We start from the raw sequence: 26,770 nt of genomic DNA, 5'->3' as shown, positions 1-26,770 counted from the left end.
TGAATTTAATTATTCTCTGTTCTTAACAAGAATCCATCCGGTATATTTTATTGGCGTTTTCTGAGCATTTGGTTCAGTCCAGTTTATATGATACCAATAAGTTCCTGTCAATATTCCTTTACCGGCAAACCTGCCGTCCCACTTGTAATTGTTTGATTTATCACCCGTGAATAATTTGTTTCCGTATCTGTCATAGATTACGAATGTAAGATTTCCTTTATAAGCCAGTTCGCTGTAATCTACAAAGTCGTTTACATTATCACCATTCGGAGTAATTGCGTTGACAAGATTAGGAACTGTAACTTCCACAGAAATCGGCGTACAGTCTAGCGCATCTTTCACAAAGAATGTGTGTTGACCTCTCGTAAGATTGGTGAATACATTTGAATTCTGCCATGCTGTAGGTGTATCAACTGCATATTGATAAGGTGCAGTTCCACCTTCTACAGTCACGGTAGCTGTACTGTTTGAGATTTCAATTGCTGTAACTACAGGGTCGTTTGCTTTTTTAACGCTTACGGTTTGTTTAATAAAACATCCTGCATTTTCAAGAATTACCCAGTATTCTCCAACAGGAATCCCTTGAATTGATTGTGTTGTAGCTCCCGTATTCCACTCATAAGACTGATAACCTGGTCCTGCATCTAAGCTCGTTCTATCATCAATACAGATTACTTTATCTTTTAGTATGGTTGATCTTTTTGGTGGTGTAACTTTTAGATTGATCTTAGCAATGGCGTAACATCCGTTAGAATTAAATACTCTTGTGTAAACGAAACCATCTCCAGAGATATGAAGCGTAGGATTCATTATTTCATTCGTTCCGTTGCTTGCATCTGTAAACGTAGGATAATATTTTTTTGTGACAGGCGTTTCATTGGTAACAACCGCAGATGTAAGATTAAATACTCCTTTAGTTTCATTATTTTCAATAAAACATACTATCAGTGTAGCTTCATTTACAACCGGGGTAGGATAGAAGTCCAGCGTAATTTTAGCTGTACCTACACAACCTTCGGAAGTCGTCACTCTTACAAACACCGATCCTGCTCCAGAGAAATAATTGGTCGGATTGGTAATCTGATTAGTGCTTGCATTAAGATCGGCAAGGGTAGGGTAGAATTTTTTTGTGGTCGGTACTGTGTTATCTGTAACATTGGCAGTAGTAAGATCAAAATATCCTTTTCCTGCATACTGACAAGCCTTAATCGTTCTGTCGGTTAACACAAACGGAACTAAATTTAAATTTAAAGTAATCTGTTCACAATCTACAAACTCAGGAGCATTGCCACAGAATTTATAAACAATTACATCTGGCCCCAAATATCCGGGCTGAGGAATGTAAGTGATCACTCCTGTTGCAGGGTTTATCGTGGCTGTTCCGTGAGTAGGCTGTGTCAAAATGGTAACGGTACTTGCTAACGGTGACTGTGTAGAGTTTGTAAAGGTTGGCGTGATAACTTTGGTTCCACAGATATAAACCGACTGAGTGGTCTGTGTTAAACAAGTAAATACTTTATAAATAGGTGTTGTAACCGGAGGGCAAGTTCCCATAGTTACTTTAACGGTGTAATCTCCACCTGCAACTGGCGTGTAAGTGTTCGAAGTTGCGCCAGTTATAGCGGTTGTGCCCAAATACCATTGGTAGGTATCATAGCTGTCGTCTACTTCCAGAATGATTCCCGGAACACATTCTCCTACTTGTTTTGAGATTACCGGAATTGAAGAGAATCCTGCGAAATATCCACCGTATCCGGCTGAGCTATATCCTCCATTCACTCCTGCCGTCACGGCTTTAGTAGATGTTATTGTAAGATTACCAGTAACTCCCGATATTGCGTAAGTTACCCAGTTTGTATTACCCAACAATTGGTAAGGTCCTTCTGCAGCTGTCGGAGGATTTCCATTCACTAAAACGGTAGCTCCTACTTCTGTGATGATATTTAGTTTTAACAAAAAAGTACTGGTCGGTTGGCCAGATGTTCCTGTTGTAGCTGGCGGCGATGCTGGTGTAAGTGGCATCTCATTTATCTTACCAATTTGTTCAATTTTTTTAGGTAAAAAACAGTTTAAGGGTGGTATGTAATTGTATCCGCCATTGTTTCTTGCATTCGAGTTGCCTGAAACTAATTGATAAAGATATACATTTTTAGTGGCTCTTACATAGATGTTATAGTGTCCCAAAGTTCCTTGTAAAGTATAACCGGAATCTAAAATTCTGTAAAATTGCCCTTCATTCAAAGTAGCAACAGCTGTTGGGTTGTTATTAAGAAATATTTCAGTATTATTTTCTGTAGCAACAATAATACCTCCTTCCATGTTGTAGTCTGTTCCTACAGCACCCAAAGTTCGTATCATCGCAAATTCTTTTCCTAAACGATCAATTGGAACTGATTGATCAAGAATTAAATCTGAACCATCTGTTCCTGTTGGACCTGTAGCATAATATCCATTGGCATTACCGTTTGTAACCGAAATGGGCTTGTCGGCAACTATTTTGGCACCGATAAATCCTGTTGCGTTCGCAGCAGCATTAGCTTCACCTGCTAATATATAAGATTGCCCTTTATTTAATGTGAAAGTAAGAGGTGTAGGTACTGTTGTAGGTTGGTTAACAAAGCTGACAGCCGGATTAAATCCCGTTACCGTAACTACCGTATTATTTTCTGTTGCCATAATTCCTGTCGTGAAATTATAACTTGTAGCTGTTGTGTTTGTAATTGGCGCAGATGCTGCATAAAAAGTTTTGCCAATCCCGGATTTTCCTTTGGAAGTAAGGATTTCACCATGTGATCCAATATACATTCTCATGGTTAAAAAATAAGGTTTTGCCCCTTTTGTGTAAATTCCTTTGTTAATAACTGTAAATGCGTCTGCATTGTCGACTACTTTTATGAAATTACCAGAAGTTGCATTCCCAGGAATGATTGTTGTCGGAATATGAAATACTTTTGGATCATTCAAGGCGATCGTAACACTACCGATCTCAATATTGTTGCTGTATATTTTTACTTCGAAAGGAGTAGCAGAATCTGTTGAGAAGTATAGTGCTTGATTATATCCGCTGCTTGAACTGTCAAAATATGGAGCAATCCAATGATCGGTGTCTCTTTGAGCAAAAAGAGAACTGAACGTCGCAAAAACTAATACAAAACTTAGTAGAAATCTTTTCATAATTATGGAATTAGGATTTCTACAAAATTAAAATAATATTTAATATATTGTTAATAAATGCTAAAGAAAATTTAAATTTTATTCTCTATTCTTAATTATTAGTGAACCTAAATACGAAACTAATAATTTTATATTAATATTAATTCAATGAAAAATATATCAATAAATCCCTATTTTGGGTCTTTTTCATCTGATTATGTTGCATATTAAATTTATCAATATTTTAAATTCACGTTGCGTAACTTTAATAATTTAATATTCAGATTAATTAAATCGACTTCCTTATCATTCATGATTTATTTAATTATAAAGCCCAGAAAGATTTAATACCAATAATTAGTATGAAGGATAATATGAATATGCAATAAAACTTTAGCTGCAATTAGGGCAAACAAAAACCCCGATGAAAATTTCACCGGGGTTTTTATATGTTTTTGAAAGATTAATTAAGATAAGCTTACTCTTACAAATCCTGTAACTGTAAGATCACCGTTTACAGATTTTACGTAATCAGCAACAGAAACAGAACTGTCTTTGATGAAATCTTGGTGTACCAAAGTATTGTCTTTGTAGAATCTCTGCATTTTACCTTTCAAGATATTGTCGATAATGTTTGCAGGCTTACCTTCTTCAGTAAGTTTGTGTCTTTCGATTTCCAATTCTTTATCGATAGTTTCCTGAGAAACTTTAGTCTCATCAAGAGCGATAGGGTTCATTGCAGCAACTTGCATAGAAACAGCTTTCGCAGCTTCATCAGCACCGTCTACTTTTGCAGAAAGTGAAGTAATAGAAGCGATTTTGTTTCCAGCGTGGATGTAAGCTCCCAAGAAAGGTCCTGTAATTCTTTCGAATGCACCGATCTCGATTTTCTCACCGATAACTCCTGTTTGCTCGATCAATTTCTCAGCAACAGTCATCCCGTGGAAATCTGTAGCCAACAATTCTTCTTTAGTAGCAGCGAAAATAGCCATTTCAGCAATTTCGTAAGCAAGCTCGATGAACGCTTCGTTTTTAGCAACAAAGTCAGTCTCACAGTTTAGAGAGATGATCGTACCTAAAGTATTATCTTCATTTACTCTAGCGATTACAGCGCCTTCAGAAGATTCTCTGTCAGCTCTGTTAGCAGCAACTTTCTGTCCTTTTTTTCTAAGGATATCTACCGCTTTTTCGAAATCTCCTTCTGCTTCAACTAAAGCTTTCTTGCAGTCCATCATACCTGCACCTGTTTGGTTTCTTAATTTTGCTACGTCTGCAGCAGCTGGTGAATAAGACATAATATTTATTTATTTTTTTATTTAAAATTATGATTAACTTTAATAGTTTATTTTAAAGATGTGCAAAGATAATGATTTTAATGATAAACTAAAAAATGACTTTTCACGTTATAGTATTATTTAATAAATTTTTTAAAGATTTTCACTACATGAAAAAAATATTTCTAATCATATTCCTTTCTATTTTTAGTCTTGGTTTCTCACAGAAGAAGAAAAAAGGCAAAGCAAAAGTAGTCGCCGAAAAAGAAACTGTCATTATTTATACAGAAACAGAAGCCGAAACTTCCAATGAACCTAGAATTATTGCAGGATTTCTAAAGCAAAATCCCGGTCATCAAAGGTCAGATTTTTTTAAGAAGAAACTGATGACAATCATTATGGCAGACAATTCTGCTGAAGCAAAGCCTACGATTAAGCCCTTAAGTAAGAGCAAAATTGAAAAAATTGTAAGCAATAATGAACTGAATAAAGGTAAAGATGTTGCGATCAATAAATCCCCTGAGAGAAACGTAAATTTTGCAAGTGTAAGCAGCTCAAGTAAAAAATCTGAGGTAAGTGATAAAAATAAGAAAACTGCTGCAATGCTCAGTCATATTTTTAATGATGATCCCAGCGATAAGGAGGCTTATATCAATATTAAGAACAGATCAAACTGTAGACTGATCGTTAAAATTAGCGGAAAAAAATATTATAATTTAGATGTTCCTGCAAAAGGACAGAATTTCATCCTTATCGATAAAGGAGAATATGTTTTGACAACGATGGTATGCGACGCCAAATATTCTTCTTTAAAAAGAATAAGCAAGGATATTGAGATTCAGCTGGATGTAGCTGATTGATTCTGAATTAAATCAAACAAAAAGAAGGTAGCTTTGAGATGATGATTCTCAGCTACCTTTTTTTGTTAATCTTTATCTATTCTTGAAAGATTTTATCTCTTCCTTCAATTCTTGTACTTGATCTTTTAATTCTTTGATGCGTTCTTCGTATTGTTCAATCAGCTTTTCCGGAAGCTTATTGATGATGTAGCCATTATTTCCTCCTTTATTGTCAGTATTCGTAATATTAATACATTCATCAGGTAATAAATCTGTAAAGCCCTTCTCCAAAAATTTTGCAATTTTATCGATGGTGACAATATCCGGAGAGGAGGCATTGTTTTCTATCTTTCTGTATGTGTTTTCGGAGACATCAAGCATTACTGCCATATCCAATTGGGTGAAGCCTTTTTCTGTTCGGTATTTTTTTATTTTTTCTCCTACTATCATAACCTTCGAATTTTGAGTACAGTCATTCAAATATTGACGAAAATACGCAAAATTTTGTGGATGAGAATCTAAAATTTAGAGATATTTTTGAAAAATGATAATCACTTGATTGTGATTCGTGAAAATTTTATATATTTAACCCAATTAAAAAATCAAACACAACTGGTATGAAAAAAAATCTATTGCTCAGGCTATGCCTGATGATGACAGTGATGTTGTCTCTTTACTCCTGTATCTCTGATGAGATCACGTCGCAGGAAAACCCTTCTGAAACTCTAAACGCCGCACGATTTTCGTCAAAAAGTCTTTGGGAAGAAGACGAAAAATACATTAGCAAGGTTAGAGAAGTCTATGCCAAAAATGCTAACGAGAATTATATTCAGCAGAAGTATGGAACAATATACTGGGACTATGCGACAACGATGGATCAGTTTGATGAAAGCTACCTGATGGTGCCTGTTCTCAGGAACAACAAAGTGATAAATATACTTGAAGTTTTCCGTGTGAAAAACAGGGTGTACTTTCAGTTTTCTGCCGATGATTTGGAGAGCAATGAGTTTTTTCAAACGCTAATCTTTGATCGGGACATAATAAAAGCAGCAGAGTCTTCTGATGGTAAAGATACCTTTGAAAAAACGGGTACAATAAATGTATCGGTATGCAAAAAATATACGATTATAGTCGGCTACGTAGAAGGAGCCAGTGGGGAGCAATATCCAATAGAAAATACCAAAACAATCTGTAAGTTTGTGGAGATGGCACTTCCTGCTTCTCAATGTCTGGGTCTTGAAGATCCTGCAACAGGAGAATGTATGGGCGCAGGAAGTGGAGGAGGTGAATCAGGATATGAATATCCTGAACCTCCGGAAGAGGAAGATCCTTGTGAGAAAGTGAAAACATTATTGGAAAATCCACAAATCCAAGATTCTCTTACTGGTTTTAAAAACCATGCCCAGACTAATACAAAAAAAGAAAAAGGCTTTCAGGAATTGAAAAGTGGGACAATACAAGCAGGTTCTACCTCAGCAGGTAATGAAATCTTTTTTGGAATAGGAATCAATTCTAAAGGAACAGTACACACTCACCAGCCGGGAACAATTGGTATATTAGCTCCACAAGATATCATGACATTTTTACATATTGTAAGACAACAAGATGCAAATTCTCTTGGAAACGCATACAATGGAACTGTTTCTGATAGTGGAACTTATTTTATTTATTTTACCGGAACAATTTCTGATCTGCCTTCTGGAATGACTGAAGCGCAAGAAGAAGCGTATGTTAGGAAATTAGTTAGATTGTACAAAACCGATTACCGGCTATTATTGAAGGAAGAAAATAAAATTCCAGGACAAAAATTATCTAATTTTGGATTAGAAAAATTATTTTTTAATTTGTTAGATAATATTGGATTAACTGGAAAAATAACTCTTTTAAAAGAAAAAGATGGAAATACTTCAACAATACAAAAAGATTCAAATGGAAATCCAATTCCAAATCCTTGTTAAAAAATTCAAAACAAATACTATGAAAAAACATATATTGTTACAGTTATTTATGTTCTTAGCGATAGCTTGTAAAGCTCAAACTTATCCATTAGATAGTGATTATAAAATTGTTCCTAATTATTCCTACTTAAAAGATATTAGTAATGCACTTTTACCTTTTGTAGGGGATTGGAAAGCTAATTATAATGGTAACGAAATAGTTTTAAAAATTGATAAAGTAGATCATCATCTAAATAATTTTGATGTTAAAAAGTATTATCAAGATGTGTTGTTTATTCGTTATATTATTAAAAATTCGCAAGGCAATGTAGTTGAAAGCACAATGAATTTTAATATTACAGATTCTAATATTATTAGTGATATGACTTTTTCTAATGAAAATATGGTATCCTTTACATATACAGGAGGACAATGTACTGTAGGATGGGGTGAGATAAATTTGCAATTGACTGATACCACACATTTTATATGGAATTATCAACCTGAATCAACAGCTGTTACAAATAAAAACTGTTCAAATTATCCTACTGGTGGAATAAAAATAAACTTACCTTATGAAAGTGCAGATTTAATTTTTACTAAACAATAATAACTCAACCGCTGAAAAGGGTTTTTTATTATGATAAAATTTGACAATATTATTTTTTGAAACCATAAAAAGTATGGATTAGAAGGGAAATTAAATTTGATAGAAGAAGAAAATGGAACAACTTCACCAATAGTTCCTGATTCGAACGGTACACCTATAAAACAGCCATCATGTTAAAAACAACTACTATGAGAAATATATCATTGTTTCTAATGCTACTATTTGCATTAGTTTCCTGCCAAGCACAAAATTATCCTTTAGGGACATATTATAAAACCATTCCTAATAATTCTTACATTAAGGATACAAATGACATTTTAGAAAAATATACTGGTATATGGAAAGCTATTACTAGTAACAAAGATGTTTATTTATATATAACAAAACAAAATGATCGGAATATAAAAATTTTAAATAGGGAGCATTATGAAGATGTTTTATTAGTAAAGTACAAAGTTAGTATTAACGGATATGAGGTAGAAAACACAACTAATTTTACTAATGATAAAATTAATATTATTAGTTATGGATTAGCTATTGATGAGTCAATAATGCTTGGTTATGATGGTGGAAAGTGTAGAATAGGAAATGGAAGGCTAAATTTAAAACACATAGATCCTACACATATTCAATGGAATTATTATCCCCAGTCTATTCTTATTACCAATATTAATTGTCCGAATAATCCAGGAAATTTAAAAATTCATTTACCTTATGAACCTGCAGATTTAATTTTTACTAAACAATAATAATTCAACCGCTGAAAAGCGGTTTTTTATTATGATAAAATTTGGCAAAGTTTTTTTTTGAATCAATGAAAAGTATGGGATTAGAAGAGAAATTAAATTTGATAGAAGAAGAAAATGGAACAACTGCACTGCCCCGTAGTTCCTAATTCTAACGGTACACCTATAAAACAACCAGCATGTTAAGAACAACTATTATGAAGAATACAATATTATTATTCTGTTTATTTCTAACAATTATTTCTTGTAAAGCACAGAATTATCCATTAGATACTGATTACGAAACTATACCTAATAATTCTCATATTAAGGATACGAACATTGTACTTGAAAAATATACCGGTACATGGAAGTCAACTATAGGCAATAAAGAAGTTTATTTGTTTATCACTAAACAGAATGATCGGAATATAAAACTTTTGTCAAATGAATTTTATAGAGATGTATTGCTAATAAAGTATAAAATTCTTGTTAATGGGAATGATATAGAAAATACTACAAATTTCAATAATGAGAAGATAAATATAATTAGTTTTGGATTAGCTATTGATGGATCGATATTACTTGGTTATGGTGGTGGAAAATGTAGAATAGGAGATGGAACAATTAATTTAAAATATATTGACCCAGATCATATTCAATGGAAATATTACCCACAATCAATTCGTATTACAAACATTAATTGTCCGAATAATCCAGGAAATTTAAAGATTCATTTACCATATGAACCTGCAGATATAATTTTTGTAAAACAATAAATGAAAAGTTTTTTATTAATCTGCTTGGTTATTCTTTTAAATTCTTGTGCCTCAAATATTAGTTCTGAGTTCATTCAATTTAATCATATGAATGCAGTTGTAATAGGCGGTGATAAGCTAACAATTACATTAATTCCTACTGACAAGAACAGAAAGAGACCTGTAATAGTAAAGATCTTTAGAAAAGGAGAATATTTTGATAACAGAAGAATTTCTTATCAACAGTATAAGCAGATTTCTGATATTATTGTAAGTATAAAACAAGAGGAGTTAGAGTTGCCAAAAAAAGAAAATTACAATGTTGGGATTTTAGATGGTGGAAGTAATTCTATTTACTTTAAAAAAGGCAATGCTGAAAAAAAGTTTATACTTATGGAATATCAAAAGAATATCACGGGAAGTTTTATGAAGCAACAGAACTGATTTTGAAAACTGCAAAACTTGAAATTAAAGATGTCAATTGATTAACATACTATTCAATAAATAAAAAGGTAGCTTAGAAATTCTAAACTACCTTTTTTTTGTTTATCCTTTAAATTGCCCCATCGCAATAAATTTGTCTTGTCTTTGGGTTTCCAGTTCTTTGCCTGTGAATTTTGAGAACGCTTTGATGTTTTGCAAAATCGAAGTTTTCAGATTCAGGTAAGTTGTTTCCGGATCGTAATGAGCTCCACCAAGTGGTTCTTCAATGATTCCGTCAATAAACTTTTCTCTTAAAGCATCTTTTGGAGTCAGGTTTAATGCATTCGCAGCATCTTCTTTGTGATCCCAATTTCTCCATAAGATTGAAGAACAGCTTTCCGGTGCAATTACAGTATACCAAGTATTTTCAAGCATATATACTTTGTTGCCGACACCAATTCCTAAAGCTCCGCCACTCGCTCCTTCACCGATAATATAAGTGAAAATAGGAGTTTTAAGCATCGTCATTTCAAAAATATTTCTTGCAATGGCTTCACCTTGACCTCTTTCTTCAGCTTCCAATCCAGGATATGCTCCCGGTGTATCCACTAAAGTAATTACAGGAATTTTGAACTTTTCGGCTAATTTCATTAGTCTTAAAGCTTTTCTGTATCCTTCAGGATTCGGCATTCCAAATCTTCTATGCTGTCTTTCTTTGGTCGTTCTCCCTTTTTGGGTACCGATAATCATCACTCTTTGACCGTCTAAAGTCGCCAAACCTCCGATCATCGCAGGATCATCAGCAAAGTTTCTGTCACCGTGAAGCTCCAGGAAACTGCCTTTGTCTACCATTCCTTTGATATAGTCAATCGTATAAGGGCGATCCGGATGACGCGATAACTGTACTCTTTGCCAAGGTGTAAGATTTCCATAGATCTGTTTTTTGGTATCTATAATCTTATCCTCGATCTGACTGCATGCTAATTTTACATCAACACCACTTTCTTCTCCTACCAATGAACAGGTTTGATACTGATCCATCAGTTCTTTTATAGGAAGTTCGAAACTTAAATATTCCATTCTTGAAGTAAATTAAATCTTTCAAATGTATGAAAAATTATGAAATTTTATTTAAAATTATTGATAGCATTGTTTATTCGTGCCGTACTTTCTTCTCTACCAACGAGTTCCAAAATATCTGGAACGTCCGGGCCTTTCAGTTCTCCAACCAATGCTAAACGCAACGGCATCATTACTTTTCCCATTCCTACACCTTTGTTTTCGGCAAAGTCGTGTAAGTTTTGTTTAATATTTTCTGAAGTAAAATCATTAAGCGAATTAAAACTTTCAGCAAATTCGGTTAAAAGATTTGAAGTTTCGTCATTCCAGGCTTTCTTAGACGCTTTTTCGTCGTAAGAAGTTGGTGCTTCGAAAAAGAATCTTCCGTTTTCGTAAATATCTTTTGGAAAAGTAGCTCTCTCTTTCATCAGATGAATAATCTTCAGTAGTTTTTCGTCTTCCATATTTAAATTTAAATCTGACTCTTTTAGAATTTTTAATAATTCTTCGTCTGATTTTAATTGAATATATTGATGATTAAACCATTCAGCTTTTTCTTTATTGAATCTTGCCCCAGCCTTGTGAACTTTATTTAAATCAAATTCTTTTACCATTTCATCCAAAGACAAAATTTCTTTATCGTCAGCAGGCGACCAGCCTAAAAGCGCCACCATATTGATGAAAGCTTCAGGAAGATATCCTTCTTCACGGTATCCTTTAGAAATATTTCCGGTTTCGGCATCTTTAAAATTTAGAGGAAACACAGGGAATCCAAATTTATCACCATCTCTTTTACTTAATTTTCCTTTACCTTCAGGTTTTAAAATCAGAGAAAGATGGGCAAATTCCGGAGCTTCCCAACCCATTGCTTCGTATAATAACATATGTAAACCCAGAGATGGTAGCCATTCTTCCCCACGAATGACGTGGGTAATTTCCATTTCGTGGTCATCGATAATGTTCGCGAAATGATAAGTTGGCATTCCATCGTTTTTTACTAAAACTTTATCGTCTAAAGTGTCTGTATTTACTGCGGAATTTCCACGGATAATATCGACCAAACCTAAAGTTTTGTCAACAGGCATTTTGAATCGTACAACATAAGGAGTTTTTGCATCCAAAAGTTTTTGAACTTCCTCTTCAGAAAGTGCAATGCTGTTTTTTAAGCGGTTTCTTGAAACATTATTGTAAGAAAAAACATCACCTTTTGCTTCATATTCAGAGCGAATAGCATCCAATTCTTCCGCGGTGTCAAAAGCAATGTAAGCATAATCTGTTTTTAAAATCTGCTCAGTGTATCTGTCGTAGATATCTCTTCTTTCAGATTGTCTGTATGGCGCGAATTTTCCGCCTTTTTTTGGACTTTCGTCGGGGATGATTCCGCACCATTCCAAAGCTTCTTCGATATAATCTTCAGCACCCTCCACATATCTTGCAGTATCGGTGTCTTCAATTCTCAATACAAATTCTCCGCCCTGATTTTTGGCAAAAAGATAATCATACAATGCAGTTCTTACACCTCCCAAATGCAACGGTCCCGTAGGACTTGGTGCAAAACGGACTCTTACTTTACTCATTTCTTTGAAATTAAGGTGCAAATTTAAGCATTTCAAAAAAGTTTATCAGTAAAAGCCAATCTTTTTTAGAAAAACTATTTGATGTTTTTAAGTAAAATGTAATTTTTGTATTCTCCAATTCTTATTTTCAGTAAATCTTCCAATGGCTGCACCAACTTATCTTTTTTGTCCCAAATAGCCTGAGATTTATCGTGCTCGAAAACGAAGTCGTGTTCTGCAATCGCCTGTGTCATTACTTTTGGGTGAGTTCCTAAAAACTTACCAACTCTATCTACCGTATGATAATTATATTCTTCTTTCGGAGCTTCAGCTAATTTTTCATCTTTCTGACCGTAGTAATATTGAAAATTATTGGCTTTTAAAGTCATCTTTTTGGTCGATCTTACAGAATTGTAGTGATAAATAGGAGCATCAAGACGCAAAACTTTTAATTTTTCACCTTTTTCGCTTCCATTTAGATATCCTTCATTAGATTTAAATTTTCTAAAACCTTGCGAGTCTATGTAAGATCTGATTTCAGGATTGTTTTTGAAGATTCTGATCTCATTTTTGTGTACGGCACGGCTATTTCTGATGTGATTATAATCTCCCCAAAAGTGGAGAAATGGCTGTAGAAAACCTTCAACAAGAGAATTTTTGTCGTATTTTTTTATATTTTCAAGAATTTTGGGCAAATCGTTTTCGTGAATAACTTCATCTGCCTGAATATGGAAAACCCAGTCACCGGTAACATGCTCAAGGCCAATATTAGATTGCTGGGCAAAAATTTTGCCATGCTGTTTTAGATTGTCATCCCAAATGGTATCAATAATTTTGATTTTAGGGCTGTTTAAATTTTCAATAGCTTCACGGGTTCCGTCTGTAGAATCTCCCACAACAGCGATGAATTCGTCACAAATAGGTAAAACCGATTGAATAGATTCTAAAAAAGGAACACCATACTGGAAACCATTTCTCACATAGCCGTATCCACTAATTTTCATGTTATTAAATTTATGCAAAAATCTTATTTTTTTTTAAATAATAGGAGATTTATGATTTAAGTTTTTAATTTTGTACTTAAAGTTTACAGATAATGTTAGAAATTGGTGAAAGACCGTGGGGAAAATACTTTGTTTTAGCAGATGAACCTCATTACAAATTAAAAAGAATAGAAGTAAATCCGGGACAAAAATTATCTTATCAATATCATCATAAAAGACAGGAACAATGGACGATCATTGAAGGTGATGCTACAATTGTGCTTGATGATAAAGAAATAAAATTATCCTACGGAGAAAGTATTTTTATTCCATTAGGAGCAAAACACCGTATCATGAATTTGTCTGAAAAACCTGTTGTGTTTATCGAAGTACAAACCGGAACTTATTTTGGTGAGGATGATATTGTGAGGTTGGAGGATGAATATGATAGAAGCTGATTACTTATAAAGAATCTATGATATTATGCTCCGTGTCATGATCCTTGTATAGCCGCGATTATTAAGTAAAATTTTAGCTATTTATTTTGGTGATTTATCATTTATGAATAAATTTATTGATATTTTTTATAAAGATGAATGAATTCTCAATGTAGGAAATCTTCCCAAATTTTAATAATATCGTTTTCTTCATTTTCTGAATTATAATTTAATTGAACAAAATCTGATGCAAGTTTTCCTTTATGTATCATTTCTTGAAAATTATTATCAAAAGTTTTTATTGCATCTTCAATTTTTTTCACATAATCAATTATATCACCTTCTAGTACAGATGAAGAAAATTCTGGATTGAAGTACTCTTTTCCGGCCTGACCTTTATATCCTATCACATAACATCCACAAGACATTGCTTCTACAGGCGGTAATCCAAATCCTTCTCTATGGTTGAAACTTAGGAAAATACTACTTTTTCTTAGTATTTCAGCAACTTCATCTTCTGACAAATTATCAATTGGAGTAAATTCCCAATCTGAATTTGGATTTCGTAATCGGAAGATATTAATTACTTGATTAATATCATCAGCGAGTTTTCTAGGCATAAAAGAGATCTTTTTTTTCTTTTTATCAGAATAATAAAAGATTTCACTATTAATTCCTAATCTTATTCTTTTAATGTTAGAATTAGGAAAAGCTTCAAGAAGATATTTCATGGAGTCATCAGAAACAGTGATTGTTCCTATTATATTTTTATCGTTATACGGTAAGTCACTAAGTTTGGTATCTAGTGAATAATTGTTGAAGGTATAATAACAGTTTTGGTTAAATATTACTTTTTTCACTGAAGGCTCTATATTATTAATTTTATTATAAATTTCAGGAAAAACCAATATTGAATCTTTATCAATATTAAAACTGATTTTTTTCAGATAGGCTAATTTAATTTTATTGAATATGCTTAGCTTGTTGCTGTTGATATATTTTTTTAGTTTAAATATGTAAGGGTTGGGGGCGATTCTAGTGCTATTGTGAAACCACGTTTCTCTTTCATCTTTTTTGTGTAAAACATATGCGTCGTATCCATTCTTATTCAAAATATCAACCATTTTGTAAATTTGTTTCACCCCACCCGTTGGAGTAGCATTCGAAGGACAAACAAAGTAGATTTTTCTTTGAGACATAAAAAATATTATTTTGTATATAATTTTGAAATGGTGTTTTACAATTTTCAGTAAAATATAATAAAGAATTTGAATACATAGAGAATGATTATTCTTATCTAATAAATACTGCACATGGCATTTATTCCTAACATTAATATTAACATTGTAGTCATGATAAAAATACAATTGATAAGTTTGTAAAAATATAATAAATAAAAATGATAATTTAGTTTTTTTAATTTAAAAATCAGTGATCATTAAAAATAGCTTTAAGACATTCTTATAGTTCAGTTTTGTTACATAATAAAATCTTGTATGCTGTAGTAAAATTATATATTTTTGATATATGAATGATTTAGCAATAATAATATTAAATTATAATTCATCTGAGAAAATCATCCATCAGGTAAATGAACTTATTGATGAAGGAATAGATTCTTCTGCTTTTTACATTGTTGATAATGCGTCAAATGAGGATGATAAAAAAAAATTGAAAAATTACACTATAAGTAAACAACTCAATTTTATACAATCTAAAGAAAATGGTGGTTATGCAAAAGGAAATAGATTAGCTATTGAAAAAGCTCTGAATGATGATAAAGATTATTTTTTAATATTAAATCCAGATATAGAGATTTCTCATTCAGTAGTAAGAAATTTATATAATACTATTAAAAAAGATCAGAATCTATATTTCGTAGGACCTAGAATTTGCGATAAGTTTGATCGAGAATATATTTTTTCTGACGGAGGCAAGGTAAATAGAGATGACTTTTTTGAAGCAAGTCATATAAATGGAGGCCGAAAAATAAGCGAAGTTGATATTCCTGAGTTTAATGCAAATATTGATTACGTTAATGGTAGTGCAATTATGTTTAAAAAAGAAACTCTAGATCTAATAGGAATGATGAGGGATGATTTTTTTATGTATTTTGAAGAAACTGAATGGTGTTACCGATTAAAAAGTATTTCACATGCAAAACAAGCAATCATTACCACAGAGATTGCTTATCATGAAATGAGTAAACAGGATACATTTCAAAATTTTTATATGACAAGAAATCGGATCTTTCTATGCAGACTATACAAGCTGCCTCACCAGAAACTAATTTCAAAATTTTTATATGAAGCACAAAAGAAACTTTTTAGAAGTAAGGGAAATTTTACAACCAATCTCTCAAACTTTACCTCTCAAGTAAAGGCTGTTCTTGAAGGTGAGTTTAAGAAGCTGGTTTAAATTTATGATAATAACTTGTCCATTTCTTCTTTCTGGGCTTCAATTGAAAATGGGAAAATTGCTTTTTCAGAATTTTTATGTAAGGTTTCCCAAATTTCTTTATTAGAGCAAATTTCTATAATATTTTCGGCAAATTTCTGATAGTCTTCATTATCGGAAATTAGTGCTGTTATTTTATCCTCCAAAAACATTCCTTCTGCACCAATATTTGTAGTTACAACAGGAAGTGCATATTCTAAAGCCTGTCCTATTTTACCTTTAACGCCGGCTCCATATCGTAATGGAGATACAGATGCAAAACATTTTTTATAATAAGGAATTACGTCTTCCACAAAACCCTTAACCTCAAAAAGCTCTGATTCCATTTTTAAAATATCTTCGGGAGCTTCTTGTCCTACGATAAAAACTTTCAGATTTGGCAAAGTTTTCCAAACAATTGGTAGGATTTTATGGTATAAGAACTTCACCGCATCTACATTTGGATCGTGGAGAAAGGATCCTATAAAAAAAATCCCAGATCTCTTTTCAAAAGATGGCATATCCATTGGCTGAACTTTTAAATTATGAACATTGCTTATTGTAAATAACTTTGATTCATCAATAAAATTCATCATGAATTCTTTTTCCTTTTCACTGATAACTACAATTTTATCAGCCTTCTTACTTAATTCAGTTTCAATATTTTTATAATATTCAATTTGCTTCTCTCTTTTCTTATCGTATTTTATCTCTTGACCTCTTTCCATTCTTAAAAAATGAATGTCAACCATATCATATATTATTTGCGCTTGCGGTGTTTTTTTTCTAAAAAAATCAAGATAATATTCGAAAATCTCTGGTCGATGGCACCATATATAATCGAGTTTAGGAGCTAATGTGTCTAAAAAATATTTTTTACCTCGCATTATCCCATATTTATTAATAAATGGAGTGTAAACAATTACATTGCGATTGCTGAAGTTTTGGATATATTTTTTCTGCTCAACTCTTGGGATTGGCTTCAACCAATTCATTAAATACACATTGTAATTAATTGCGAGAAAAGAAGCAATTTCTGTAATACGATTTGATCCCGAGTCTTTATCAAACATGGGAATTTGATTGTCAAGAATAAGAATAGATTTTTTATTATCATCGTGAACAATCACTTTGTCAGATAGGGGATAGTATTTTTTTAAATGAATGTAATTTTTTATCTTTCTTTTGATTCCCATTGTTTTATAGTTTAAATATTTTTTTTGTGAAATTTTTCAGACTGTATTTAGAAAGAATGTCATCAGAAATTTCTACATAAGAAAGGTCGAGAAATGTTTTTATTTTGTCAATATTGATGTTGTCACTGTCAATAACAAGGATGTTATTTGGGTGATAAAAATCAAATTTTTTCACAGAAACATTCGTCGTAATAAGCTTTTTGCGATAGCCAAGACTTTCAAAAGTTCTGAAGGAAAGTCCTTTTTGATCAGTTCTTTGGATGTCAATCATTGATCTTGACTGCGCGATCAATTTCTTTGTTTCCGAAAGCGAAACGTATTCTGTGGTTGAGGTTAAATGAGGATAATTAAGTTTTTCAAACCAAAATAATAAGAAATGAATTTTCAAACCTGCATCATGTAATAATTTTGAAATTTTATCAATTTCATGGATTCTACTATCATATGATGAGATATTGAAAATGTCGTATTTGGGTTCAGGTTTTTCAATATTTCCGTCATAAATGAAATTTGAGGTTTCTATAAAATTATATTTATCAATATCTTCTTTTTCGTAAGAATAAATTTCATCAAAAAAATTGATGATTTCTGCTTGCTTAGGATATTTTGTACAACTGTCGTAATAATAAGCGATAAAACTATCTGTCTTGTTTTTTAAATCTTTTAACAAGGAAATTTCTAAAAGATCAGGACGTATTATGAAAATAATATCCTGTTTCTCCGTAATCTGCTGAAGAATCTGATCTCTAAAAAAATCTTTCCTGATGTTTTTTCCAAAAATCTTTGTGATACCATTCTTTATTTTAACAGCAAGATTCGGATATTTAAATTTGATCTTATCTGTTTTAATATCAGTAACAACCACATCAGAATAACTTTGCAGTTCGCTGACTACAAAATCGATGTATCCGTATGCGAACGGATATATTAATGTAATTTTCTTTGGCATTATCTAAAAATTTCTTTCAGTTTCTCCTCAAATACAGCTTCCTCATTTAAAACAACATTTTTGTAGGTTTGAAAGTACGGAAAATGAGAAGGATAATTGTTCAAAACATATTTAATTTTATTTAAAATAGCAGGGATTTTTTCTGAACTAAAATCAAATTTATACTCATCAGGAATCATTAAATCCTCATAATAAGTTGAAGAGCCGTTTTTCCCGGAAATAATGCAGCAATCCTGCGATACAGACTCGCGTAGCATTTTATCTCGACCAGGATTTTCTCCAAAATCTACATATAGAAGAGATTTTGCCATCAAATCTTTTATCTGACCCGCATTCATATTCTGAATGGGAATCCATGTCAATTCGGGAGAATTTTTTATCAGTTCTGCAATTTCTTTTTTTCCTTTTTTTGGATTGTAAAGTATCGTTTTATTCGAAAGATCTTTCTTAATTGCCTGGTTTTTATCCAAAAATATAGGATTGATGTAATCACAAACGTAATCAATTTGGCTTTCAGGAATGTTGTGATCTTTCAGATATACGCTTGATCTGTAAGATTGTGCCCATTGAAAAACATTCGGAAGGTTCTCAAAATGATATTCTTTATCGTCTTGTTTGTAAAATAGTTTTGTAAAGAAATTTTGTTTCCTGATTCTGTAATCCATCAGGATTTTATAAAAATCAACACTGAGCCACCAAATGATTTTTTGGCTTTTTGGGAATTTCTTAATCAAAAATGTCATTGATTCAGGAATGATTAAAATATGATCAGAACTGTCTTCAAAAGACTTTATTTCTTTTGTTTTGTAGATATCATAGTTTTTAGCTTTTGCATTTGCTCTTTGAGGAACATAATGCATAAAAACGTTATCGTACTTCAATTCATAAAGCTTATTAGAAAGCTGATGCAACGCTTCCGGACCGCCCGTAACTTTCTTAGGAGGACAGAATATGATGATTTTAGAATTGCTTTTATAGGAAATCATAAAGAAAATCAGTTAATATTTTTTTCGGCATCGATTGAAATATGGGTAAGTTTCAATACCGTTTATTTTGTAAAATTACGATTATATTACTCAACCAATTCATCAACCCAGTTTTCGATGAGATATTTGTTTAAAATTTGTTCAGAAACAGGAACATAAGCATTTTCAAAAAAACTTTGAGGAATCATGATGTTATCTAAATCGGCGATCACAAATATATTTTCAGGATTATAAAAATCGTAGTTTATAATGTCTTTATTTGTGGTAATCAGTTTTTTCTTCAGGCCTAAACTTTCAAATACCCTGAAACTCAATCCTTCCTGTCCATTTCTACTTACATCGAGCATGATTTCAGATTCTATCAATAGCTGATTGTTTTCGTCGATAGAAATCGGTTTTTTTGAGAATTCTAAGTAAGGCTCATTATTTTCTTTAGATGTGAAAATCATAATCTTACTATAAACTTTCATCTCGTACAATGCTTTTGCTATTTTTTTTATAACTGGAAATCGGTTGTCAAACGAACTGATATTGAAAACTTTAAATTTAAATTTTGCAGGAATTTCATCAATAGTTTTGTAGATGAAATTGGTCTTAAATCTCAGACCAAATTTTTCACAGTCCTTTTTTTCAAATGAAAAAACTTTATCAAAAAGGGAAAGTACATTTTTGGTTTTAGGATATCGGTTGATAGAATCGCTTATAATCAATACCGACTGGCGAGATTTTTCGTTAACTGCTCTAATTGTTTTTTTAGATAAAAAGTCTGCCTTGATAAAAATGCTTGTGTCGATCGATTTCAGATCTTTTATCTGATCTAAAATTATCTGGTTATAGTGAGTGTGTTTTAGATTGGCAATTCCGAAATTTTTTGTAAAAAAGTTGAGTGCTTTGTGATAGAAACTCGGGTATTTATACCTGAAACTATGAAAGTTAATGTGTTTTACTTTATAGTTTTTTTTCTCAAGAGCATCGGCAATGTATTGATTGAATCCCCAATTATCATAGGTGATCAGCAGCACAACTTTTTCTTCTTCTTCCTGCATTATCTCAAGTTGTTAAAATGGTTTGGTCTAAAAATTCTTGTAAGTCTGCCTTTAGAAAAGATGGTTTAAAATCTGTATAGCTTTTAGAGTCTTTAATAAAATCTGTTACATGTAAAAACTTATCTATTTCCGGTCTGCTCGTCCAGGCCCAATCTGATTTTCGGATATGTGGTGAAAAAATTGTAAAGGTCGGAATGTCTAATGACTTGCTCACATTCGTAGCTCCTCCTTCGTTGCCAATCAGACACTTACATAAACTTGTGACCGCAGCAAACTCACGTAGATTTTTAGTGTCAAAACTTTTTACGACCAAATTTTTTGTTTCTGAAGAAAGTTTTGAATATAGACTTTCAAATAACTCTTTTTGAGAAGGTAAAAAATTGCATAATATTTTCGCGGAGGGTTTATCAGCAGCAATATACTCCAACAATTCTTCCATATATTCGACGGGATAGGTTTTGTCGTCAGAACTTCCAAAAGTACTTATCATGACCAAATTATCGTTTGGTGATAATCCGTTTTCGTTTAAAATCTGGATAGCCTTTGCTAATTCTCCCTTTTGTATATAAACTTTAGGAAAAACTTCCTGAAACGGAATTCCCAATGGTTCAAGCATCTGTAAACGATGTTCAATTCCTAAAGTTGTATTTTTTGATTTTACTTTAGTTGATCTTTTAACGGGATGATTGTAAAAAAACTGAGTATATTTTTTGAAGAAACCGATTCTTGTTTTTGCTCCGGAGAAAAAACTAATGATTGCCGTCTCAATTTTAGAATACAGATCAATTACGAGATCAAATTTATAATCTTTCAGGTCAGACAGTGTTTTATTTGGTCCGCTGCTAAAATAAATAAAGTGATCAATATAAGGATTGCCAAGTAAAATTTGAGCATGTTTCTCTTCCAAAAGAAAACTGATTTCAGATTTCGGATATTTTTTTTTCAGTAAAGGCAGAATGGAACTTGTCACAAGTACATCTCCCATAAATTTCTTCTGAATGATTAAAATCTTCATTTTATCTCCCAAACTCCAAAACCGTTTTTTCGATTATTTTCACGCAATCTAATAATTGTTCTTCTGTAATAACCAATGGCGGTGCCAATCTGATAATATTTCCGTGTGTTGGCTTTGCCAAAAGTCCGTTTTCTTTTAATTGTAAACAGAGATTCCAAGCTGTTGAGCTTTCGGGAGTATCATTGATCAGAATGGCATTCAATAGACCTTTTCCTCTTACTTTTGTTATCAAATCAGATTTTTCAATTAACTTTTCAATTTCTGATCTGAAAAGCTGACCCAATTCTTCTGCTCTTTCTGATAAGTTTTCTTCTTCTACAACATTTAAAGCAGCAACCGCAACCGCACAAGCAATTGGGTTTCCACCGAAAGTAGAACCGTGTTGTCCGGGCTTGATGACATTCATGATTTCGTCATTAGCTAAAACTGCGGAAACAGGATACATACCTCCGGAAATTGCTTTTCCTAAAATTAATATATCGGGCTGTACATCTTCGTGGTGACAGGCAATGAGTCTCCCGGTTCTTGCGATTCCCGTTTGTACTTCGTCTGCAATGAAAAGAACATTGTGTTTTTTACATAAATCTGATGCGTGTTTAAGGAAATTTTCATGAGGAACGTAAACCCCGGCTTCACCCTGAATTGGCTCAACCAAAAATGCCGCAATATTTTGAGCGTCATTTTTTAAAACTTCTTCTAAAGCGGCAAGATCGTTATATGGAATTTTTACAAAACCCGGTGTAAAAGGGCCGTAGTTTTTATTCGCGTCAGGATCATTTGAGAAAGAAACAATTGTAGTTGTTCTTCCATGGAAATTATTTTCGCAAACTACAATCTTTGCTGCGTTTTCTGAAATTCCCTTCACTTCGTAGCTCCATTTTCTTGCTAATTTTACCGCAGTTTCCACGGCTTCAGCACCGGAATTCATCGGTAAAACTTTATCAAAACCGAAAAGGGTAGTGATTTTTTTCTCGTATTCACCCAAACTTGAATTGTAAAATGCTCTTGAAGTCAAAGCTAATTTTTTAGCCTGATTTACCAAAGCGTCCACGATTTTCGGGTGCGAATGTCCTTGATTAACAGCTGAATAAGCTGAAAGGAAATCATAATATCTCTTACCTTCAACATCCCAAACAAATACGCCTTCACCTTTATCTAAAACCACAGGAAGCGGATGATAATTGTGTGCACCATATTTTTCTTCTAGTTCAATAAAGTATTGTGAATTTTTTGTTTGTTCTGCTGTTGACATATTCTTTTTGCTTTTTTACAAAGTTAATAATTTAATATGAGAAAAGTAGAATGCATAAAAAAACCGCTCCAAATGAAGCGGTTAATCATCTTTATAAAAAAAATAATCTTAATGATTATCGTATTTTTTATCCATTACAAAAGTCTCCATGAATTTTGTCGTGTAGTTTCCTGAAAGATAAGCTTCATCTTCCATCAGCTGTCTGTGGAAAGGAATGGTAGTCTTCACACCTTCTACATAGAATTCTTCCAATGCTCGTTTCATTTTTGCAATCGCCTCTTCACGGGTTTGTGCCGTTGTGATTAATTTAGCGATCATAGAATCGTAATTTGAAGGAATGGTATAACCAGAGTAAACATGAGTATCAACTCTGATTCCGTGACCACCTGGAATATTTAAACTTGTAATTTTACCCGGAGAAGGTCTGAAATCTGCGTAAGGATCTTCTGCATTGATTCTGCATTCGATCGAGTGTAGTTTCGGATAATAATTGATTCCTGAAATTGGAGTTCCGGAAGCAAGCAAAATCTGCTCACGAATAAGATCGTAATCTACAACCTGCTCGGTGATAGGGTGTTCTACCTGAATTCTCGTATTCATTTCCATGAAATAAAAATTTCTGTGCTTGTCGACCAAAAATTCGATCGTACCTACACCTTCATAACCGATAAATTCTGCAGCTTTTACAGCAGCTTCACCCATTTTCTCACGAAGTTCGTCAGTCATGAAAGGAGAAGGAGTTTCTTCAGTTAATTTCTGATTTCTTCTCTGTACAGAACAATCTCTTTCAGAAAGGTGACAGGCTTTACCATACTGATCTCCCGCAACCTGAATTTCGATATGTCTGGGTTCTTCAATCAGTTTTTCCATGTACATACCTCCGTTTCCGAATGCAGCTACAGCTTCCTGAATTGCAGATTCCCAGTGTTCTTTAAGATCTTCAGCTTTCCATACAGCTCTCATTCCTTTTCCGCCACCACCTGCAGTAGCTTTGATCATAACAGGATATCCTGTTTCTTCAGCAGTTTTTACAGCGTGCTCGTAAGATTCAATTAAACCTTCAGAACCTGGTACGCAAGGTACGTTGGCTGCTTTCATGGTTGCTTTAGCGTTCGCTTTGTCTCCCATTCTTTCGATCTGCTCAGGAGAAGCACCTATAAACTTAATACCGTTTTTCTGGCAAATTCTGGAAAAATTAGCATTTTCAGATAAGAAACCATATCCCGGGTGAATTGCATCTGCATTGGTAATCTCTGCAGCAGCAATAATGTTAGGAATTTTAAGATAGGAGTCTTTACTCATTGCAGGACCAATGCAAACTGCCTCGTCAGCAAATCTTACGTGAAGACTGTCTTTGTCGGCAGTAGAGTATACCGCTACCGTTTTGATTCCCATTTCTTTGCAAGTACGTAAAATACGCATTGCAATTTCGCCACGATTGGCAATTAATATTTTTTTGAACATCTCTGAAATTTTAAATTTTAAATTGTGAATTTTAAATTATTTTAAATGAAACAGTTTTCATCTAAAATTTATAATTTTTCATCTAAAATTCCTTAAGATGGGTCTACTAAGAATAATGGTTGATCGTATTCTACAGGAGTAGCATCATCTACCAAAATTTTCACGATTTTTCCGCTTACTTCAGATTCGATTTGGTTGAATAACTTCATTGCTTCAATTACACAAACTACTTTCCCGTTAGAAACCTCATCACCTACATTGATGAAAACATCTTTATCCGGAGATGGTTTTCTGTAGAAAGTTCCGATCATTGGAGATTTTATCGTTACATATTTACTATCGTCAGAACCTGATTCAGTTTTTTCGGCAGATGGAGAAATAGCAGCAGGAGCGTGACCAGGAGCGGCCTGTTGTGGAGCTTGCTGATACATTTGCGGTTGAGCAACATAGCTTACTTCATTGCCACCAAGTGGTGTTTTAATAGTAATTTCGAAATCTTTAGTTTTATATTTTACTTCTGAAACCTCAGCTTTAGATACAAACTTAATAAGATTCTGTATGTCTTTAATGTCCATAAAATTGATATTTGATTTGTCGTCAAAGATACCAAAAAAAGACAAAAAGCAACAAAAAACCACTCGATTTTATTAAAAATGAGTGGTTTTTGTATAAAATAGAGGTTTTTAAGGTAAAAAGCTCTTAATTTTCTTCAGAAGCAGTTTCTACTGTTTTTTCCAATACTACTTTTCCTCTGTAGTATAATTTTCCTTCATGCCAGTGTGCTCTGTGGTATAAATGCATTTCTCCTGTAGTTGCATCTTTTGCCAATTGAGGAACTACTGCTTTGTAATGAGTTCTTCTCTTATCTCTTCTTGTAGACGACTGTCTTCTCTTTGGATGTGCCATTTTGTAATAACTTTTTTAATTTGATGAGCGATGAGATCTTTGCATCATCTCATCATATTATTATTATTTTTAATTTTTATCTTTTAATTTCTTCAAAGCTTCCCATCTCGGGTCAACTTCCTCTTCTTTTTCTTCAATTTCTTTCGGACTGAATTTTTCAAGAATTGCCAAATCTTCATCGCTGATATTCGGTGATATCTTTTTCATCGGGATTGATAGTGCCACATTTTCATAAATTAAATGTGCAACGTTGAAAGCATGATCATTTGCAGGAATTGTTATAACATCTTCCTCGCTGTCGTCATATTCTTCGCCGAATTTCACTAAAATACCGATCTCGTTTTCAATAGGATAATCAAAATTGTCGTTTGTAATGTCACAAACCAATTCTACTTTTCCATCTACTTTCACTTCAAACTCTAAAAATGTAGTGTGTTTATTTAAAAATACTTCTACATCAATTTTAGGATTTGTAAATTCCTGTTCAGTGTCGAATAATTGAAAGAACTCTTTATCTATCTCAAACCTGAACTCGTGCTTACCGATTTTCAGTCCGGAAAAGCTTATATCGTAGTTTCTTAACTTGTCCATAAAATGAGTGTGCAAAAATATGCATTTATTTTAATATTACAAATAAATTAGGTAACAAAATTAATTTTAATTGATACTGTGATTTACATTTCGTTTTCCACAGGAAGATCTTCATCTATTCCGTTGTCTGATGGCATTCTTCTTGGCTGAAGACGATTGGTCATCATTTCTTTATAATCGCTTCTGTTTTTAAAAATCTTTATTGCCGTGAAAATTGCTTCTGTAAAACTCTGTTCATCTGCAATATTTTGACCGGCAATATCATAAGCAACCCCATGATCGGGTGAAGTTCTTATAAAAGGAAGTCCTGCGGTGTAGTTTACTCCTTCTTCGTAAGCCAAAGTTTTAAATGGTGCCAAACCTTGGTCGTGATACATTGCTAAAACCGCATCAAAGCTTTTATATTTGCTTGGCTGGAAAAAACTGTCTGCGGGAAAAGGGCCGAAAGCCAGAATTCCCTGATCTGAAAGTTCTTTGATCGCAGGTGAAATGATTTCAATTTCTTCATTGCCGATGACGCCGCCATCTCCTGAGTGTGGATTTAAACCTAAAACCGCAATTTTTGGTTTAGAAATAGAAAAATCTTCAATCAAAGTCTGGTTTAAAGCTTTAATCTGTTTCTTTATTTTTTCTTTAGAAATATTTTCAGCAACCTGAGAAATTGGAATATGATGGGTAGAAACGGCAACTTTTAAACCGTCTGTTACTAGAAACATCAATCCTTTTTTATTAAATTTTTCTTCAAAATAACCTGTATGACCTGCATGCTTGAAGCCCATTTTCACCATTTCGTCTTTATTAATCGGTGCGGTCACCAGAACATCAATTTCACCTTTCATCAAAGCTTCCGTTGCAGCTTCCAATGAATCGATAGCCATTCTGGTAGATTCTTCTGTTGGTTTGCCCAATTCTACATTAGAATTATCTTTTACAAGATTGAGCATATTAAGCTTTCCGTTTTGAGCCTGTGATGCTTCTGTAATATAGTTGAAATTCAAATTTAGCTTAAAAATATTCTTCTGGTAAGTGAATAATTTTCCTGAGCCGAAAATAATTGGAGTAAAAAAGTCGGTGATAGTTTTGTCTTTCAGCGATTTCATGATGATTTCCGGGCCAATGCCGTTGAAGTCACCAATTGAAATTCCTACTCGTACTTTATGGTTTTTTGGGCTCAT

Annotated in this window: 26 protein-coding genes; 8 read left to right on the top strand and 18 right to left on the bottom strand. The window is 32.9% G+C overall.

The annotated features are described in order from the left end of the window. Window positions 1-9: 9 nt before the first annotated feature. Window positions 10-3,174: an FIDD domain-containing protein gene (locus tag PGH12_RS10450; RefSeq protein ID WP_267599392.1), complete on the bottom strand. Its 3,165-nt coding sequence runs from the start codon at window positions 3,172-3,174 to the stop codon at window positions 10-12. Window positions 3,175-3,620: 446 nt separating this feature from the next. After that, complete coding sequence (gene tsf / locus PGH12_RS10445) at window positions 3,621-4,448, bottom strand: translation elongation factor Ts (protein ID WP_267599393.1); 828 nt, start codon at window positions 4,446-4,448, stop codon at window positions 3,621-3,623. A gap of 149 nt (window positions 4,449-4,597) precedes the next feature. On the opposite strand from tsf, the gene PGH12_RS10440 reads away from it, so the two are divergent. Next, complete coding sequence (locus tag PGH12_RS10440; protein WP_267599394.1) at window positions 4,598-5,287, top strand: DUF6759 domain-containing protein; 690 nt, start codon at window positions 4,598-4,600, stop codon at window positions 5,285-5,287. A gap of 72 nt (window positions 5,288-5,359) precedes the next feature. Here PGH12_RS10440 and PGH12_RS10435 read toward each other — a convergent pair whose 3' ends face one another. Continuing rightward, window positions 5,360-5,716, bottom strand: coding sequence for a helix-turn-helix transcriptional regulator (locus PGH12_RS10435; RefSeq protein WP_267599396.1), 357 nt, complete (start codon window positions 5,714-5,716; stop codon window positions 5,360-5,362). Between the two features lie 167 nt (window positions 5,717-5,883). On the opposite strand from PGH12_RS10435, the gene PGH12_RS10430 reads away from it, so the two are divergent. From PGH12_RS10430 to PGH12_RS10410, 5 genes are all read left to right on the top strand, one after another. After that, window positions 5,884-7,224, top strand: a complete 1,341-nt coding sequence (locus tag PGH12_RS10430; RefSeq protein WP_267599397.1) for a hypothetical protein — start codon at window positions 5,884-5,886, stop codon at window positions 7,222-7,224. Between the two features lie 19 nt (window positions 7,225-7,243). Further along, window positions 7,244-7,813: a DUF6705 family protein gene (locus PGH12_RS10425; RefSeq protein WP_267599398.1), complete on the top strand. Its 570-nt coding sequence runs from the start codon at window positions 7,244-7,246 to the stop codon at window positions 7,811-7,813. A gap of 188 nt (window positions 7,814-8,001) precedes the next feature. Next, window positions 8,002-8,562: a DUF6705 family protein gene (locus PGH12_RS10420; RefSeq protein WP_267599399.1), complete on the top strand. Its 561-nt coding sequence runs from the start codon at window positions 8,002-8,004 to the stop codon at window positions 8,560-8,562. A gap of 194 nt (window positions 8,563-8,756) precedes the next feature. Further along, window positions 8,757-9,317, top strand: coding sequence for a DUF6705 family protein (locus PGH12_RS10415; protein ID WP_267599400.1), 561 nt, complete (start codon window positions 8,757-8,759; stop codon window positions 9,315-9,317). An 87-nt stretch (window positions 9,318-9,404) separates the two neighbouring features. After that, entirely contained in the window at window positions 9,405-9,740 is a 336-nt protein-coding gene (locus tag PGH12_RS10410) for a hypothetical protein (protein ID WP_267599401.1), read from the top strand. Between the two features lie 102 nt (window positions 9,741-9,842). On the opposite strand, the gene PGH12_RS10405 is transcribed toward PGH12_RS10410, so the two are convergent. The 3 genes from PGH12_RS10405 to PGH12_RS10395 form a co-directional block, all read right to left on the bottom strand. Further along, on the bottom strand, window positions 9,843-10,799 hold the full coding sequence (locus tag PGH12_RS10405; protein ID WP_242803636.1) for an acetyl-CoA carboxylase carboxyltransferase subunit alpha: 957 nt from the start codon (window positions 10,797-10,799) through the stop codon (window positions 9,843-9,845). Window positions 10,800-10,846: 47 nt separating this feature from the next. Further along, window positions 10,847-12,355 carry a glutamate--tRNA ligase gene (gltX, locus tag PGH12_RS10400; protein WP_267599402.1) on the bottom strand — a complete coding sequence of 503 codons (1,509 nt, stop codon included), beginning with the start codon at window positions 12,353-12,355 and terminating at the stop codon, window positions 10,847-10,849. 74 nt (window positions 12,356-12,429) lie between these two features. Further along, window positions 12,430-13,338: a glycosyltransferase gene (locus tag PGH12_RS10395; protein ID WP_267599403.1), complete on the bottom strand. Its 909-nt coding sequence runs from the start codon at window positions 13,336-13,338 to the stop codon at window positions 12,430-12,432. Between the two features lie 92 nt (window positions 13,339-13,430). Between PGH12_RS10395 and PGH12_RS10390 the strand changes: the two genes are divergently transcribed. Further along, the gene (locus PGH12_RS10390) at window positions 13,431-13,775 is read left to right on the top strand and encodes a phosphomannose isomerase type II C-terminal cupin domain (RefSeq protein ID WP_267599404.1); all 345 of its coding nucleotides are present in this window, start codon (window positions 13,431-13,433) and stop codon (window positions 13,773-13,775) included. A gap of 146 nt (window positions 13,776-13,921) precedes the next feature. Here PGH12_RS10390 and PGH12_RS10385 read toward each other — a convergent pair whose 3' ends face one another. Then, window positions 13,922-14,953 carry a glycosyltransferase gene (locus PGH12_RS10385; protein WP_267599405.1) on the bottom strand — a complete coding sequence of 344 codons (1,032 nt, stop codon included), beginning with the start codon at window positions 14,951-14,953 and terminating at the stop codon, window positions 13,922-13,924. Window positions 14,954-15,281: 328 nt separating this feature from the next. Here PGH12_RS10385 and PGH12_RS10380 point away from each other — a divergent pair, with 328 nt between their 5' ends. After that, complete coding sequence (locus PGH12_RS10380; RefSeq protein WP_267599406.1) at window positions 15,282-16,172, top strand: glycosyltransferase; 891 nt, start codon at window positions 15,282-15,284, stop codon at window positions 16,170-16,172. A gap of 2 nt (window positions 16,173-16,174) precedes the next feature. On the opposite strand, the gene PGH12_RS10375 is transcribed toward PGH12_RS10380, so the two are convergent. From PGH12_RS10375 to pdxA, 11 genes are all read right to left on the bottom strand, one after another. Beyond that, on the bottom strand, window positions 16,175-17,386 hold the full coding sequence (locus PGH12_RS10375; protein ID WP_267599407.1) for a glycosyltransferase: 1,212 nt from the start codon (window positions 17,384-17,386) through the stop codon (window positions 16,175-16,177). A gap of 4 nt (window positions 17,387-17,390) precedes the next feature. After that, window positions 17,391-18,335 (bottom strand): WaaS/CpsH family glycosyltransferase, encoded by a 945-nt coding sequence (locus PGH12_RS10370; RefSeq protein ID WP_267599408.1) that lies wholly within the window; start codon window positions 18,333-18,335, stop codon window positions 17,391-17,393. Beyond that, on the bottom strand, window positions 18,335-19,321 hold the full coding sequence (locus tag PGH12_RS10365) for a hypothetical protein (protein ID WP_267599409.1): 987 nt from the start codon (window positions 19,319-19,321) through the stop codon (window positions 18,335-18,337). Before PGH12_RS10365 ends, PGH12_RS10370 begins: the two co-directional genes overlap by 1 nt. 86 nt (window positions 19,322-19,407) lie before the next feature. Beyond that, window positions 19,408-20,367, bottom strand: coding sequence for a WaaS/CpsH family glycosyltransferase (locus PGH12_RS10360; protein ID WP_267599410.1), 960 nt, complete (start codon window positions 20,365-20,367; stop codon window positions 19,408-19,410). A gap of 4 nt (window positions 20,368-20,371) precedes the next feature. Then, window positions 20,372-21,382, bottom strand: a complete 1,011-nt coding sequence (locus PGH12_RS10355; RefSeq protein WP_267599411.1) for a glycosyltransferase family 9 protein — start codon at window positions 21,380-21,382, stop codon at window positions 20,372-20,374. A gap of 1 nt (window position 21,383) precedes the next feature. Beyond that, the gene (gene rocD / locus PGH12_RS10350; RefSeq protein ID WP_267599412.1) at window positions 21,384-22,634 is read right to left on the bottom strand and encodes an ornithine--oxo-acid transaminase; all 1,251 of its coding nucleotides are present in this window, start codon (window positions 22,632-22,634) and stop codon (window positions 21,384-21,386) included. Between the two features lie 108 nt (window positions 22,635-22,742). Further along, a complete protein-coding gene (gene accC, locus PGH12_RS10345; RefSeq protein WP_267599413.1) occupies window positions 22,743-24,098 on the bottom strand; it encodes an acetyl-CoA carboxylase biotin carboxylase subunit in 1,356 nt (451 codons plus the stop codon). A 92-nt stretch (window positions 24,099-24,190) separates the two neighbouring features. Further along, a complete protein-coding gene (accB, locus tag PGH12_RS10340; protein WP_267599414.1) occupies window positions 24,191-24,673 on the bottom strand; it encodes an acetyl-CoA carboxylase biotin carboxyl carrier protein in 483 nt (160 codons plus the stop codon). Between the two features lie 124 nt (window positions 24,674-24,797). Then, the gene (rpmF, locus tag PGH12_RS10335) at window positions 24,798-25,004 is read right to left on the bottom strand and encodes a 50S ribosomal protein L32 (protein WP_050377526.1); all 207 of its coding nucleotides are present in this window, start codon (window positions 25,002-25,004) and stop codon (window positions 24,798-24,800) included. 69 nt (window positions 25,005-25,073) lie between these two features. Beyond that, window positions 25,074-25,595, bottom strand: coding sequence for a YceD family protein (locus PGH12_RS10330; protein ID WP_267599415.1), 522 nt, complete (start codon window positions 25,593-25,595; stop codon window positions 25,074-25,076). A gap of 83 nt (window positions 25,596-25,678) precedes the next feature. Then, a complete protein-coding gene (pdxA, locus tag PGH12_RS10325) occupies window positions 25,679-26,770 on the bottom strand; it encodes a 4-hydroxythreonine-4-phosphate dehydrogenase PdxA (protein WP_267599416.1) in 1,092 nt (363 codons plus the stop codon).

Origin of the sequence: Chryseobacterium sp. CY350, assembly GCF_027945075.1 — a bacterium.
Classification (GTDB): Bacteria; Bacteroidota; Bacteroidia; order Flavobacteriales; family Weeksellaceae; genus Chryseobacterium.
The sequence above is the reverse complement of the archived record's forward strand: the minus strand, read 5'-3'. Positions and strand labels throughout refer to the sequence as shown.